Source organism: Rhizobium phaseoli, from assembly GCF_003985125.1.
Classification (GTDB): domain Bacteria; phylum Pseudomonadota; class Alphaproteobacteria; order Rhizobiales; family Rhizobiaceae; genus Rhizobium; species Rhizobium phaseoli.
On sequence record NZ_ML133575.1, the window covers coordinates 42,587 to 56,004 of the forward strand.

At 61.1% G+C, this 13,418-nt stretch carries 15 protein-coding genes; 1 reads left to right on the forward strand and 14 read right to left on the reverse strand.

Features of this window, described 5'->3' with window-relative positions:
- Positions 1 to 109: 109 nt before the first annotated feature.
- A complete protein-coding gene (locus EFD56_RS18965) occupies positions 110 to 1,471 on the reverse strand; it encodes an ABC transporter substrate-binding protein (protein ID WP_004672333.1) in 1,362 nt (453 codons plus the stop codon).
- Between the two features lie 298 nt (positions 1,472 to 1,769).
- Here EFD56_RS18965 and EFD56_RS18970 point away from each other — a divergent pair, with 298 nt between their 5' ends.
- A complete protein-coding gene (locus tag EFD56_RS18970) occupies positions 1,770 to 2,798 on the forward strand; it encodes a LacI family DNA-binding transcriptional regulator (protein WP_064826954.1) in 1,029 nt (342 codons plus the stop codon).
- Here the strand turns inward: EFD56_RS18970 and folD are convergent, their stop codons facing one another.
- From folD to flaF, 13 genes are all read right to left on the reverse strand, one after another.
- Positions 2,799 to 3,698, reverse strand: a complete 900-nt coding sequence (gene folD / locus EFD56_RS18975) for a bifunctional methylenetetrahydrofolate dehydrogenase/methenyltetrahydrofolate cyclohydrolase FolD (RefSeq protein ID WP_126905970.1) — start codon at positions 3,696 to 3,698, stop codon at positions 2,799 to 2,801.
- A 121-nt stretch (positions 3,699 to 3,819) separates the two neighbouring features.
- Positions 3,820 to 5,574, reverse strand: a complete 1,755-nt coding sequence (locus tag EFD56_RS18980; protein ID WP_126905971.1) for a GumC domain-containing protein — start codon at positions 5,572 to 5,574, stop codon at positions 3,820 to 3,822.
- Positions 5,575 to 5,730: 156 nt separating this feature from the next.
- A complete protein-coding gene (locus EFD56_RS18985; RefSeq protein WP_010008871.1) occupies positions 5,731 to 6,570 on the reverse strand; it encodes a WecB/TagA/CpsF family glycosyltransferase in 840 nt (279 codons plus the stop codon).
- Between the two features lie 299 nt (positions 6,571 to 6,869).
- Positions 6,870 to 7,409 (reverse strand): hypothetical protein, encoded by a 540-nt coding sequence (locus tag EFD56_RS18990; RefSeq protein WP_126905972.1) that lies wholly within the window; start codon positions 7,407 to 7,409, stop codon positions 6,870 to 6,872.
- Complete coding sequence (locus EFD56_RS18995; RefSeq protein ID WP_010005921.1) at positions 7,409 to 7,774, reverse strand: hypothetical protein; 366 nt, start codon at positions 7,772 to 7,774, stop codon at positions 7,409 to 7,411. Before EFD56_RS18995 ends, EFD56_RS18990 begins: the two co-directional genes overlap by 1 nt.
- Before the next feature lie 124 nt (positions 7,775 to 7,898).
- A complete protein-coding gene (locus EFD56_RS19005) occupies positions 7,899 to 8,462 on the reverse strand; it encodes a rod-binding protein (RefSeq protein ID WP_010024787.1) in 564 nt (187 codons plus the stop codon).
- 31 nt (positions 8,463 to 8,493) lie between these two features.
- Positions 8,494 to 8,907 (reverse strand): hypothetical protein, encoded by a 414-nt coding sequence (locus EFD56_RS19010; protein ID WP_037114486.1) that lies wholly within the window; start codon positions 8,905 to 8,907, stop codon positions 8,494 to 8,496.
- Positions 8,904 to 9,668: a flagellar biosynthetic protein FliR gene (locus EFD56_RS19015; protein WP_126905973.1), complete on the reverse strand. Its 765-nt coding sequence runs from the start codon at positions 9,666 to 9,668 to the stop codon at positions 8,904 to 8,906. The genes EFD56_RS19010 and EFD56_RS19015 overlap by 4 nt, the downstream gene beginning before the upstream one ends.
- Positions 9,665 to 11,752, reverse strand: coding sequence for a flagellar biosynthesis protein FlhA (gene flhA / locus EFD56_RS19020; RefSeq protein WP_064817462.1), 2,088 nt, complete (start codon positions 11,750 to 11,752; stop codon positions 9,665 to 9,667). Before flhA ends, EFD56_RS19015 begins: the two co-directional genes overlap by 4 nt.
- A 90-nt stretch (positions 11,753 to 11,842) precedes the next feature.
- Positions 11,843 to 12,109 (reverse strand): flagellar biosynthesis protein FliQ, encoded by a 267-nt coding sequence (fliQ, locus tag EFD56_RS19025; protein WP_004672321.1) that lies wholly within the window; start codon positions 12,107 to 12,109, stop codon positions 11,843 to 11,845.
- Between the two features lie 89 nt (positions 12,110 to 12,198).
- Positions 12,199 to 12,624 (reverse strand): flagellar hook assembly protein FlgD, encoded by a 426-nt coding sequence (flgD, locus tag EFD56_RS19030; protein ID WP_004672319.1) that lies wholly within the window; start codon positions 12,622 to 12,624, stop codon positions 12,199 to 12,201.
- Entirely contained in the window at positions 12,615 to 13,064 is a 450-nt protein-coding gene (gene flbT, locus EFD56_RS19035; RefSeq protein WP_012482697.1) for a flagellar biosynthesis repressor FlbT, read from the reverse strand. The genes flgD and flbT overlap by 10 nt, the downstream gene beginning before the upstream one ends.
- Positions 13,061 to 13,408: a flagellar biosynthesis regulator FlaF gene (flaF, locus tag EFD56_RS19040; protein ID WP_004672317.1), complete on the reverse strand. Its 348-nt coding sequence runs from the start codon at positions 13,406 to 13,408 to the stop codon at positions 13,061 to 13,063. Before flaF ends, flbT begins: the two co-directional genes overlap by 4 nt.
- Between the last annotated feature and the right edge of the window lie 10 nt (positions 13,409 to 13,418).

The window sequence follows — 13,418 nt, forward strand, 5'->3', positions numbered from 1 at the left end:
CTTGTGTCTTTGACCACAGGATCCGGCACGACCGGGCTCCCCCTCTGGAACCCGGCCGGTCATTCTGCTAATGCCGCCGGCTACCCGGCGGCATGAGACTTATGGGAAATTACTTGATACCGTCCCAGGCACTCTGGATCTCGGCCGCTGCATCCTGAGCGGACTTGCCGCCGACGAAATCGACCATGCCGGTCCAGAAGGCGCCGGCGCCGATCTTGCCGGGCATCAGGTCGGAACCGTCGAAGCGGAAGGTGGTGGCGGATGTCAGGATCTCGCCTTCCTTCTTCATCTGCGGGTTGGCATAGGCGTCGGTGCTGACGCCCTTATACGGGGTCAGGAAGCTCGACTGCGCCATCCACACTTCATGGGCGATCGGGGTCTTCAGGAAGTCGATGAAAGCGCGGGCCGTCTTCGAGTCCTTGGCGATCGAGACCAGCGTGCCGGCACCGAGAACCGGCTTGCCGAGTTCGGGATGCGAAGCGAAGGTCGGCATGTAGAAGAAGTCCGCATCCTGACCGAGCTTCGTGCCTTCGGGGAAGAAGGACGGGATGAACGAGGCCTGATGGTGCATGTAGCACTTCGGCGGAACGGCGAAGAGGCCCTTCGGGCTGTCGCGAAAGTCGGTCGACGCTACGGCGGCAACGCCGCCATCGACGTATTTCTCGTTCTTGGCAAACTTGCCGAATTCGTCGATCGCGGCAACGACGGCCGGATCGGTGAACTTCATCTCATTGGTCGTCCACTTGTCGTAGGCTTCCGGCGGCTGAGTGCGCAGCATGATGTCTTCGACCCAGTCGGTCGCCGGCCAGCCGGTGGCGCCGCCCGAACCGAGGCCGATGCACCAGGGAACGCCGCCGTCCTTGACGATCTGATCGGTCAGAGCATGCAGCTCTTCCATGGTCGTCGGGATCTTGTAGCCGGCTTCCTCGAAATTCTCCGGAACATACCAGACGAGTGATTTCACGTCGGCCTTATAGGGGAAAGCGTAGAAGGCTTCCTTGCCGTCCTTGCCCTTATAGGTGCCGTACCCGACCCAGCTGTCGCCGGCGCCGTAATTGTCCTTGAGCCACTTGGAGTTGTCATCGCCGAGCGGCGTCAGGAAGCCCTTGCCGGCGAGGTCCGCAAGAAGGCCCGGCTGCGGCAGGATGGCGATGTTCGGCGGCGAGCCCGCCTGCGTGTCGATGACAATCTGCTGTTCGTAGTTTTCGGAAGAGGAATATTTGGCGTCGATTCCGGTCGCTTCGGTGAAATAGGCGAGGACGCTCAGGAAGAACGCCTCGTCTTCGCCGCGCCACGGCCCGAAGATCGTCAGCGGCTGGCCCTTCAGATCGGCATGGGCGGCCTTGAATTCGTCATAGCTTTTCCAGTTGAACTTGGCATCCTGTCCCGGGGCAAATTTCAGATCGGCCGCCGACGCAGCACCGGCAAAAAGCGCCGCTACGGCAACGCCCATCAAAAATGACTTCTTCATGTGATCATCCTCCCATCACAATCCCAACCCGCGCCGAATCCCTTCAAAAGGAAATTTCAAAGCGCTTTGACACCTTCACTCATTCCACTTTCGGTGGAATGGAGTCAAGTCATTTCACGAAATCTCGCCGTGAACACGCAGAATACGCAGCTCAGCAACGCCTATCGGGGAATATGGAGCGATTTTTCTTGAGTCAAGCGCGCGAGATGCTACATAATTGAAAGCGCTTTGGGTGCCATTGGGAGGCGGCAGGCCTTTTTGAAGCGGCCGACGGGCGGGCCGGGAGGAAGCATAACAGGTGAATCTCAAACAGCTATCGGAATTGCTCGGGCTGTCGCAGACGACGGTGAGCCGGGCGCTCAACGGTTATCCCGAGGTCAATGAAGCGACCCGCGAGCGCGTGCTCCAGGCCGTCAAGGAAACCGGATACCGGCCGAACAAGGCTGCCCAGCGGCTTGCGACCGGCAAGGCAGGCTCGATCGGCCTGGTCATGCCGACGGCGCCCGGCCACCAGTCCGACGTGCATTTCGGCGAATTCCTGGCCGGGCTCGGCGAGGAGGCCGTGCGTCACGATTTCCATTTCGTCATCATGCCGGCCGATCCCGATGACGAGGTGGCCGCACTCCGGCGGCTTGCGATCAGCGGCAATGTCGACGCGCTGTTCGTCGCCTATATGCGCGGCCACGATCCGCGGCTTCCCATGCTGAAATCGCTCTCCATGCCCTATGTCGTGCATGGCCGCTCCTTCGGCGCGGAGCTGGATTATCCCTATCTCGACATCGATAATGAAGGCGCCTTTTACGACGCCACACGGCTGCTGCTGCAGCTCGGCCATACGCGCTTTGCGCTGATGAACGGGCAAGTGCATCTCGATTTCGCCATCCGCAGGAAGAACGGCGTCATATCGGCGCTTGCCGAACGCGGACTTGTTCTCGAGGAGGATTGCATCAGCCATACGCTGATGACCGACGAGCAGGGCCTGCTGGCGATGGAACGCTTCCTGCAGCTGCCGCAGCGGCCGACGGCGATCCTCTGCTCCAGCACGGTGATGGCGTTGGGCGCAATCCGCGCCGTCAACCAGGCGGGACTGCGGCTCGGCGAGGATATCTCCCTGATCGCCCATGACGACGTGCTGCCGCTCTTGAAGCCGGAAAGTTTCTCCGTGCCGCTGACGACGACGCGCTCGGCGCTGCGCGCTGCCGGCGTGCGCATCGCGCAGCGGCTGATCGGCACGGTGAAACAGGCCGGCCCCTTCCCCGATCAGGAACTCTGGAAGACCGAGCTGATCGTCAGGGCCTCGACCGGCCCTGCCCCGCAGCAGCCATAATCAGAATTGCGGCGGGGTCTGCCCTGCGGCGCGATGGGCGGCAATCACCGTATTGGCCATCAGCATGGCAATGGTCATCGGCCCGACCCCGCCGGGAACCGGGGTGATGGTGCTGGCGACGTCGCAGACTTCGGCGAAGGCGACGTCACCGACGAGCCGGGTCTTGCCCTCGCCCTTGTCGGGCGCCGGGACGCGGTTGATGCCGACATCGATGACTGTCGCACCCGGCTTGACCCAATCGGCCTTGACCATTTCCGGCCGGCCGACGGCGGCCACCAGAATATCGGCGTTGCGGCAGACCTCGGCGAGGTCCTTCGTTCTCGAATGGGCCATCGTCACCGTCGCATTGGCGTTGAGCAGCAATTGCGCCATCGGCTTGCCGAACAGGTTGGAGCGGCCGATGACGACGGCGTTGAGGCCGGAGAGATCCTCGCCATGGGTGCGGCGGACGAAAACCATGGCGCCGGCCGGCGTGCAGGAGACCAGTCCGGTCTTCAGGTCGCCGGTGGCGAGCTTGCCGGCGTTGACGACGCTCAAGCCATCGACATCTTTTTCCGGCAGGATCGACTGGATGATCGGCTCGCTGTCGAGCGGCTTCGGCAAGGGCAACTGCACCAGGATGCCGTGGATCGACGGATCGGCGTTGAGGGTGGCGACGAGCGCTGCCAGTTCCGCCTGGCTGGTCTCGGCCGGCAGCGTGTGCTGGACGGACTTGAAGCCGCATTCCTTGGCCATGCGGCCCTTGGAGCCGACATAGGCGTGGCTTGCCGGGTCGTCGCCGACGATGATGACGGCCAGGCCGGTGGTGACGCCGCTGCTCTTTTCCAGCGCCGCCGTCGCACTCTTGACCGTCTGAATGACCGATGCAGCCACATTCTTGCCGTCGATTACTGTCGTCACGCGTCTCTCCGCCCTGGTTTCAGGTCAATCTAAGGATAGTTGACGAGCGTCAAATGCCCGCTAACGCCCTATCCTGTCGGAAAGCGGCAAGGCAATATCAAACTTGCAAGGAAATGTTGGTTCAGCGCCGCGGTTGCCGCACTTCCATCAAATCGCGAAGGCGGTCACGGAGGCCGGAGATCTCGGAGCGCAGCACGTCCATCTCGTCGAACGCCGCCGGGGGCGCGGGCGCCGGCGGCGGGGACACAACCGACGGGGACACTGGCATTTCCGTTGCAGAGGAAACGACGGATTTGCGCAAGAACAGCAGGAACGCCAGAGCAAGACCGATTGCCAGCCCGGCGGCGCCCCCGGTCAGCGCGCCGCCGATCGAGCCATTCGTTGCCGCTACCCTCGAGGCCACCGGCGATTTCAGCACGATCAGATGAGCGTCGTCGGCTGCCCCCGTTGCGGAGGCCGTCTCTTCCAGGCGCACATGCGCGGCATTCGCCTTCTCGCGCAGCTCGGTCAGCCGGGGCAGATCGACGCCGGTATCCCGGCTCTGGGCGATCAGCGTGTTGCGGCGATCGTTCAGACCCTTGCGCGTATCGACCGCAGCCTTGGCGGCGGCATTGGCGAGCTGGGCCAGACGGGCAAGCTCCTTGCCCATGTTCTCCTTCAGCCCGTCCGTTTCGGCCTGCTGCTGCAGCAGGCGCGGATGGCGCGGGCCAAGCTCGGCCGAGAGCTGGGCCAGCGTCGTCCTGGCGACGGCATATTTGTCGCGCCAATCCTGCAGCGCCGGCGAGAGCAGATCGGAGGGGAGCGAACCATCCAGCACGCCCGCGAGTTTTGCCGTCTTCAGCCGGTCGGCCTGCGCCTTGGCGGCGAGGATATTCTCGTCGGCCTGCTTCAGCTCGGCATCGAGCCCATCGATTTGGCGGCGAAGGTCGATCGCCACCTTGACGTTGCCCTCGCCGCTTTTTGCCGTAAAGGCGGCAAGCTCCGCCTTCGCCTCGTCATAAGCCTTGCGCAGCGCCGTGTCGGTTTCGGCGCTTCGGCCGGGACCGCTGCCGGCGGACACCGCTTCGCCAAGCCGCGCGGCGATGCGCATCGATTTGCCGCTGTCGCCGGTCGTCACCCTGACGAGAATCGTACCGGCGGCAACATCAGGCACGATCTCGACCGCATGTTTCAGCGCCGCCTCGGCGCGCGAGGCCGGATCGGCGGCAGCACCGGTGGCCGAGAGGAGGTCGAGCGCAACGCCGAGCGCATTGGCACCGGAGCCGGCAAATTCGGGGTCGTGATCGAGTTTCAGCGCAGCGACCGTCGATGCCATCACGCGTGCCGACAACAGGCCTTTCGCCGCAGCCTGGGTGAAGGCCGCGCGGCTTGCCGCATCCGTGCTTACCGAAAGCGTCGTCTCGGCACGATAGAGAGCGGGCGAGACCGGCATCAACGCCGGCAGGCCTGCCCCGAGGATCGTGGCGGCGACGACCGTCATGACAAGGCCGAAGCGGCCGGCGCGGTGGCGCGGCGCTGCCGGCTGGAATCTAGCGGGCTCCTCGCTGATCGCGGCCAGCGGCGCGGGCGGGAGTGCGGGCTCTTCCGCAGCGATGGACTTTTCATGACCGGCCGGCTCTGGCGGAAGAGGACGGCCGATATCGTTGGCAGCCCGCAGGCGGTTGCCGAGGATGGTTTCAATGCGGTCGACCAGCGGCGCCGAACGCGCCGCCATTGCGCGCTGCTCTTCGAGCGCGCGGCCGATCGCGCGCAGCAATTCGGCCTCGGGCAGTGCGATAGCAGTCCCCTGCGACTGCCGGCGATAGGAATCGTCAAAGGAGCGCGGCCCCGCGGCTGCGCGATCCTGGAAGCTGTTTCTCGCCCTGATATCGTACATTTGCGCCACATCTCATGCACATGATGGCCGAGTTCAATCATCCGCACGCGATGCAGATGATTAAACGACTCTAAATATTCATGGCAAAGAAATGGTTAACCGCGACTGGCAAGAATCGCGGTCCGAGGTTTCAAATTTGAACCGGGCGCCGCCCGTTCAGCTCGCCTTCCTACGTTCCGCCGCCGGCTGCGAGACGCTGCGATGCTCTTCCGGGTAGCTCAGAATTCTTTCGCGGCGGCGGAAGCGGTAGCGCAGGACATGGAAAAGGAAGACCGGAATGCCGACGATGTAGCGCCGCCAAAGGCGCGCGGGCTCCTGTATCAGCCGATAGGCCCATTCGAGACGCATCATCCGCACCGTCTTCGGCGCTCGCGGAACGGCGCCGGAGACGAAGTCGAAGAGCGCGCCTACCGTCAGCACCAGACGCGCATGGTCGGCGCGGATGTTGTCGTGGACCCATTTCTCCTGCAGCGGCGTTCCCATGCCGACGATCAGAATGTCGAGCTTCTGGCGCTCGATCTCCTCGGTGACATCGGAGGAGTCGACCTTGTCGAAAAAGCCGTCGGAAATGACGACAAATTCATGCCAGGGTGTGTGCTTGCGGAAATTATCCGCCGCCGCCTCGACGACCGCGCGGGTGCCGCCGATCAGGCCGATGCGGCGCGGAGCCTCCATGAAGGTGAGGAAGGCCGGCACGAAATCGGTACCGTTCAGGTTGGCGGGAAACGGCGAGCCGTGGGCGATCTGCGATGCGATATTGAGGCCGATGCCATCCGGCAGCACCAGATTGTGCGACATGATCCGGTAATAATCATCGTCGCGCAACGCGGTCAGCATATTATGGGCGTTGACGAAGCAAACCACGGTCTGGCCGACGGGAATGGAGGCCAGCTCGTTGATAAAAACGAGTGCATCGTCCCAGCCGAGATCGCAGACCGGCAGATCGAAGATCGTCCGCCGCGACGCAAGCACCGCGAAGTTTGCAATCAAATTCATTCCTACCTCCTGCCGAGGGTGCGTCATGCGCCCGACATCCCGGAAACCAAGCCCATATTTTTCCGCACCCGGAGGTCTCGAAAGGACCGGTCGCGTCACGCATGGCAGCGTCGCCCCGCTCACGGAATACGGCGCATGCCAAGCTGTGAGACCTGATATAACAGGAGGCTTTCAAACAACCCTTAGGAAAATTCCTTGGATTTTGATGCTCGCATAAGTGGTTTATTAACCACATCAAGCCCAACGACAAACGGCGCCCGAAAGGCGCCGTTCATGCATCGGATCTGGAATACGTTATTTCAGTGGGCGGCCGGGGCCGGCGCGCCATCAGCCGCGGCGCCCTCAATGATCTTGACCGGAGCGCCGAGCTTTTTCGGCTCACCGGCCGCGTTCTGCTTGACCTCTTCCTTGGAGAGATAATCGAGCTGCTCCAGCATCACTTCGGCGACATATTCGCCGCCGAGCCGCTCGTTCATGCCCTTCTTGATCTCCTCGCGGAAGGCCTTGGCGTCAAAGGACTTGATGTGCGCGAGATCGACCATCTTGTTGCCGACGAGCAGGCTGAAAAGCTCGTCCGTCGTCATCTCGGTCAGCGGCAAGGTCACGCCCTTCAGCATGTCCTTGTTCATCATGAAGGAAATGCGGCCGAGGAAATAACCGGTGATCGCACCGTCGCCGATGACCGGCACCGTGATCGTTTCACCCTTCACCAGTTCGAGCGCGCTCTGTTTGGAATCCGTTGCCGCAGGTGCTGGCGCCGTCGCCATGTACACCGAAAAGTAGACCGAGGCCAAGGTGATGGCGCAAACCCAGACACCGGTGAGGACCAGCTTGACCATCAGTTCCCACGCACGGCGAATTGTTCCTGGGAATAGGTGCCGTCAGCGTCAGCGTCCTGAACGGCATTCTTCAGGAGGTCGGCGACAGCGCGAACCGCTTCGAGGTGCGCTTCGACGCGCCGGGCGTTGAGAACCAGCTTCTTCTTCAGGCCGTGCAGCTGATCGAGATGGGCGGCGGCAAGCTCGGCCGGATCGGTGTCGCGGAAAAGCATCGACAGCTCATAGAGGCAGCGGCTCTTGTGCGCATTGGAGACCTTGAGATCGAACTGCGGATCGTTGCCGATCCGAGTATTCTCATTGTCGATGATCATTTCGAGGCGTCCGAGAACGGATTTGATCCTGTATTCGTTCGAAATTATTTCCATTGTACCCTCGATTATGCGTCGCTTAGAGCATGATGCCGAAAAGTGTGCGCGGTTTTCGGACGACATCATGCTCTAACTATTTAATTTAGAACAGGATTCAGATTTCAGGCCAACGGGCCTAAAATCATCCTGTTCTATCGGCCTTGGCGTCCGCCGTCGGCGTGCCAAAGGTCTTGCGCTGGAAGTCGTCGATCATGCTGAGAGCGGTGTTGCGGTCACGATCATCGGTCGAGGCATTGACGATCTTGCCTTCCTGCCGGCGCAGCTGCTCGCTGTACATCTGCTTGGCAATGCCGATGCCGTCGCCCTTAGCCATGGTGTTGCCGAGCTGCTCGGCCATCATGCCCTTCCAGATATCGCCGGTCGCGCCCTTGCCGTAGACGTCTTCACTTTCGCTCGGCAGCATCGACTTGACGAAGTTCTGCAGAACCATGGCCTCGAACTTCCGGTAGCTTTCCGGAACCTCCTCGGCCTTGGTGCGGTTCTGGATGTTGGAAAGGCCGCTTTTCTGGCCGACATGATCGAGAACGTCGACCGTATTGGAGAAGCCCTTGCCGTTCTCGGCGAGGCTCGTTGCGGCAAAGGCCGCACGATTTGCCTTCAACTTTTCCTGGGCTACCTGAACCTCCATGGGGTCGGCAGCTTTGACCACGTCCAGGACCAGATCACTGGGGGGCGAAATAGCCACGTTACAATCCTCTAATTTAAGATCGTAACGATTATGGTTTTTGAAGCTTGCTGGAGGCTGGTGTTGCGAATTGCTGATCGATTACATCGTAGACGGCATTGTCGTCGGCCTCGCGGCGCTCGGCATCGAGGGCTTCTTTCATGCCCTCTTCCAGCCGATCGGCCTTGGCGCGCTCGCGCGTCAGCCGCATCTCGTGGATCTGCTGCATGCCGGTGAGCTGCTGATCCTTGATCGTCAACCTGCCGAACCGGTCGGCATAATTCTGCGAGAAGGCGTGGTGGACCGGATCCATCGAACCGAGAGCGACGATAACGTCGTCCATCGCCGCATTGACCTCGATGCGCTGACGGCTGGTTTCGGCCAGGTCGTTCTCGGCCATCCTCTCGATATGCCGCTGCACCGACAGCAGACGCTTGAGTTTTTGGGAGCGGCTCTTCTCGATCATATCAGCCTCATCGGCCCGATATAGATCGAACCGAAGGCCTGGCCGAACTGGCTGACCAGCGCCGCGACCGAGACATAAAACAGGAAGAGCCCGCCCATCAGCAGATAGGGTGTGGAAATGAAATAGACCGGAATCTGCGGCGCCAGCTTGTTGATGAAGCCGATCGAGACGTTGAAGATCATGCCGTAGATCAGAAAGGGGCTCGACAGCCGCAGCATGATATAGGTGGTCTGCTCCAGCGTGTCGGTAAAGGAGATCAGCGTCGCGCGCATCTGCGTCACCCCGCCGAAGGGCATGGTCGTGTAAGAATCGACCAGCGCGCGGAAGACGATGTGATGGAAATCCATGATGAACAGAATCATGATGCCGGCAAAGGTGATGAAGCCGGAAAGGCTGGTTTCCGGCGCGTCTTCGATGACGTCGGCCGAGCCCGGCTGGGTATAACCGACCATCATGGCGATGATCGTCGCGGCGAACTGCATGCCGAGCGTATAGATTCTGGCCAGCATGCCGTACATCAGGCCGACCAGCGATTCGCTGAAAATCAGGCCGATATAAGTTCCGGCTCCCGTGTGGACAGCCGGATAGACCGTGTCCCAGAGCAGCGGCATGAGTGCGATCGACAGCGCACCGGCGATGAAGACGCGCAGCTGCTCGGGCACGCGCGCCGAGGAAAAACCCGGAAGAGCCAGCACGCAGCCGCCAATCCGGCAGAAGACCAGAAACAGCGCGAGAACGGTCCCTTGCGGGTCTGTTATCATGAAATCGAGCCCAAAATCTTTATCTCGATGCCCTTGGCCAGTTCGACATGCGACAGGACCGGCAGCGTGGCGAACAGCCGTTCGATGATCATGCGCACATAGGAGCGTGTTTCCGGCGACGTGACAAGGGCGAATGGCAGGCCGCGATCCATGAACTCACGGATAACTTTGCTCGCCTGCTCGCTGAACTCCTCCAGGCTTCTGGGATCGATGTCGAACTCGATCACCTCGCCCTTGGCATCGCGCTTCAGCGCCTGGTGGAAGGCGAGATCCCACTTGCTGCCCAATCTCAGTACACGCAGCACGCCGTTGTCGGCAAGATCGCCGCAGAGCTGCTGGGCCATGCGGATGCGGACGTGTTCGACGATCTGCTCGGTCTTCCTGACATGCGGGGCAAGCTCGGCCACCGCCTCGAGAATGAGGTGCAGGTTGCGGATCGACACGCGCTCGGCAAGCAGGAGCTTGAGCACCGCCTGCAGGCCGGAATAGGACATGTGCGACGTGCAAATTTCGTCGGCGAGCTTCTTGTATTCCGGGTCGAGGCGATCGATCAGCACCTTGACGTCCTTGTAGGACAGAAGCTGCGGCAGGTTGTTGCGAATGACCTCGCTCATGTGGGTCAGCACGACGGAGACGTTGTCGATCGGCTGGAAACCTTCGCGTTTCAGATCATCGGCGAAGTTTTCGAGAATCGAGACGGCCGGCATGCCGAAAGCGGGCTCGCGGATTTCGTCACCCGGAATGCTGGGCTTGCGGCCGGCGCCGGTGACGACGAGGACTTCGCCGACGCGCAGCAGGTTGGAGGCGACCGTCGTGCCATGAATGCGGATCTGGTAGGACTTCTCGGCGATGGCAATATCGTCGGTGACCTTGATTTCCGGGACGACGAAGCCGTATTGCGTGGCGAACTTCTTGCGCATCTTGCCGACGCGGAAGGCCAGTTCCTGATGGGCGCCGAGCAGGCGCGTCGAGACCATCTTGCCGAGCGCGAGCTCGATTTCGGAGGTGCGGAGCACCGACTTGACCGAATCCTTCTCCAACTCCTTGCTCTGGACGACCTTCTTTTCCTCCTGTTCGCGGCGCAGCTTGTTTTCGGCCTCGACCTGACGCGGAATGAACCAGGCGGCGAAGGCGAGAAGACTGCCGAGGATCACGAAGGGGACGAACGGCAGGCCCGGCATCAGCGCCAGGACGAACATCAGCACCGCCGAAACCGAGAGCGCGCGGGGGTAACCGCTCAACTGGTTGACGACCGCCTGGTCGGTGGAGCCGGTGGTGCCGCCGCGCGAGACGAGGAGGCCGGCGGCGAGCGAGACGATGAGAGCCGGCATCTGCGAGACGAGGCCGTCGCCGACGGAGAGCTTGACGAAGACGTCGGCTGCTTCGCCGATCGGCATGCCGTGGCGGAAATAACCGATGATGATGCCGCCGAAGACGTTGATGGCGGTAATGATCAGGCCGGCGACGGCATCGCCGCGCACGAATTTCGAGGCACCGTCCATCGCACCGAAGAAGGAGCTTTCCTCCTCGAGCTCCCTGCGCCGGCGCTGGGCTTCCTTCTCATCGATGATGCCGGCCGAAAGATCGGCATCGATCGACATCTGCTTGCCGGGGATGGCATCCAGGGTGAAACGGGCGCCGACTTCGGCGATACGCGTCGCACCTTTGGTGATGACGATGAAGTTGATGGTGATAAGGATCAGGAAGACGATCAGACCGATGACGAAGTCGCCGGACATCACCAGGCTTGCGAAGCCGGCAATGACGCCGCCGGCTGCGTCATGGCCCTCATTGCCGTGGGACAGGATGACGCGGGTGGTGGCGATGTTCAGCGCCAGCCGGGTCATCGTCGCGATCAGCAGGATGGTCGGAAAGGACGAGAAATCGAGCGGCTTCTGGATCCACAGCGCGACCATCAGGATCAGCACCGAAAAGGCGATCGAGAATGCCAGTCCCATATCGATCAGGAACGGCGGAATCGGCAGGAAGAGAATGCAGATGATGCCGACAATGCCGAGAGCAAAACCGACATCGCGCAGGCTCGGGGCGACTTTCGGAAGGGGGAGTGCAGGTGGTTGCGCCATAACGATTCCGTCTCTTCATGAGAGGAGGCGGAAACGAGGTCCGCCCAATTCGGATCGAGAGTTAAATGGCGAAGCTTGCGCGAAGGTGGCTCAGAAGCCGGATTGAATGCGCGAGAAGACCAGATTGGTGAAAATCGAGATCTGTGAGCCGATGAAAGGCGCGGTGACGCCGACGGTGATGAGCACGGCGAGGATCTTCGGCACGAAGGTCAGCGTCGCTTCCTGCACCTGGGTCAATGCCTGGATCAGGGCGATGACGAGACCCACCACCATCGCAGCGATCACGGCAGGACCGGCAGCAATCAGGACCGTCCAGATCGCGGCCTGGAACAGATCCAATGCATCAGCTTCATTCATCTGAAGGCAACCTCATATCGCCTCGAAGCAGCCCGCGACAGCCGGGCTGCGATTGATCGGCATAATCAGGCGCCTCGGCGCCTTTTGCATCAGGAGCTGCTGCTCGGCGCCTCGTCGGCAACAGTGATTCCCGCCTGCACGAGTATCTTACCGCCATCCGTCGTCGTCGCAATAATGCCGTCGGAATAAACCTTGACGGAATCGATGACGCCTTTGACGGTGCCGTCAGCGCTTTCCATGTACTTCCCGACATAGCTGCTGGCCTGGGTGAGGCTCGAGCTTGCCAGAAGCGTGTCCAGCTTGGTGTTGGTCTGGATCGTCTGCTCGACCTGCGAGAAAGTGGCAAGCTGAGCGACCTGCTCGCTGGCATCCATCGGATCGGTCGGGTCCTGGTTCTTCATCTGCGCGATGAGCAGCTGAAGGAAGTTGTCGTAGTTCAGCGTCGCCTTTTGGGTCGAGCTCGAGGTGCTCGCCGAGGTCGAGCTCGTCACCTTTGACGTTGCATCTACCGCCATGGTGCGATCTCCCTGCGAATCTGCTCGACCATCGTCGGCGGCAGCTCGTGATTGTTGAGAATATTGTCTTCGATCGCGTAGAGACCGCGGATCGCCTTCAGCGCGTCGAAGGCGCGGCCGGTCGACACGAGCGCGTCGATGCGCTTCAGTTCGGCGAGGATCTCTTCATTCTTGAAGCAGGTGAGGAGCATGGTGATCGACTTGCGGAACATCGCCGTCGAGTGGTCCTTGCCCTCGGGATTGATGAGGATCATCTGCGCGATGAAGTAGAGCTGGCGCAGGGGCGTCGTCGCACCTTCCGGCTGAAGGACGTGATTTTCGAGAAGGAACGTCACATCATTCAGGAATTCCAGCGCGACCTTGCGGTCGACGCGCAGGACGGCGCCGTTGATGAAGATTCTTTCTCCGGCTTTCAGAGAAATGCGTAGTGTACTTTTCATTTAAGTCCATCCCTGATGATGGTGGTGACGTCGATGATGCCCTGGTAGTTATTCGACAGACGTTTTCTGATCCTGTCGCATTCCTTCAAAATCCAGATTGCGATCGAGATGAGATTGGCCCTGAGCTGAACATCCAGCTGATTGTCCGGATGCTTCAGATCCTCGATGAAGCTGATCCACACCCGACGCGTATAAAACAGGGCTTCAATGGCTTCCCGACCGTATTTGTCCTTGTCGCGCGCCAACGCCAGCAGTTCTATGGACCGGTCAAGAACCTGCCATTCCCGCTCTTTCGCGTCGGCCACCGAGTCCTGCATGACTTCGGCATATGAGAACTGATACATTCATGCATCC

What these genes read in the sequence shown, in the direction of transcription:
- EFD56_RS18965 (WP_004672333.1), bottom strand. Translation starts at nt 1,471, where the DNA reads ATGAAGAAGTCATTTTTGATGGGCGTTGCCGTAGCGGCGCTTTTTGCC.
- EFD56_RS18980 (WP_126905971.1), bottom strand. Translation starts at nt 5,574, where the DNA reads ATGTACGATATCAGGGCGAGAAACAGCTTCCAGGATCGCGCAGCCGCG.
- EFD56_RS18985 (WP_010008871.1), bottom strand. Translation starts at nt 6,570, where the DNA reads ATGAATTTGATTGCAAACTTCGCGGTGCTTGCGTCGCGGCGGACGATC.
- EFD56_RS18990 (WP_126905972.1), bottom strand. Translation starts at nt 7,409, where the DNA reads ATGGTCAAGCTGGTCCTCACCGGTGTCTGGGTTTGCGCCATCACCTTG.
- EFD56_RS18995 (WP_010005921.1), bottom strand. Translation starts at nt 7,774, where the DNA reads ATGGAAATAATTTCGAACGAATACAGGATCAAATCCGTTCTCGGACGC.
- EFD56_RS19010 (WP_037114486.1), bottom strand. Translation starts at nt 8,907, where the DNA reads ATGATCGAGAAGAGCCGCTCCCAAAAACTCAAGCGTCTGCTGTCGGTG.
- EFD56_RS19015 (WP_126905973.1), bottom strand. Translation starts at nt 9,668, where the DNA reads ATGATAACAGACCCGCAAGGGACCGTTCTCGCGCTGTTTCTGGTCTTC.
- flhA (WP_064817462.1), bottom strand. Translation starts at nt 11,752, where the DNA reads ATGGCGCAACCACCTGCACTCCCCCTTCCGAAAGTCGCCCCGAGCCTG.
- fliQ (WP_004672321.1), bottom strand. Translation starts at nt 12,109, where the DNA reads ATGAATGAAGCTGATGCATTGGATCTGTTCCAGGCCGCGATCTGGACG.
- flgD (WP_004672319.1), bottom strand. Translation starts at nt 12,624, where the DNA reads ATGGCGGTAGATGCAACGTCAAAGGTGACGAGCTCGACCTCGGCGAGC.
- flbT (WP_012482697.1), bottom strand. Translation starts at nt 13,064, where the DNA reads ATGAAAAGTACACTACGCATTTCTCTGAAAGCCGGAGAAAGAATCTTC.
- flaF (WP_004672317.1), bottom strand. Translation starts at nt 13,408, where the DNA reads ATGTATCAGTTCTCATATGCCGAAGTCATGCAGGACTCGGTGGCCGAC.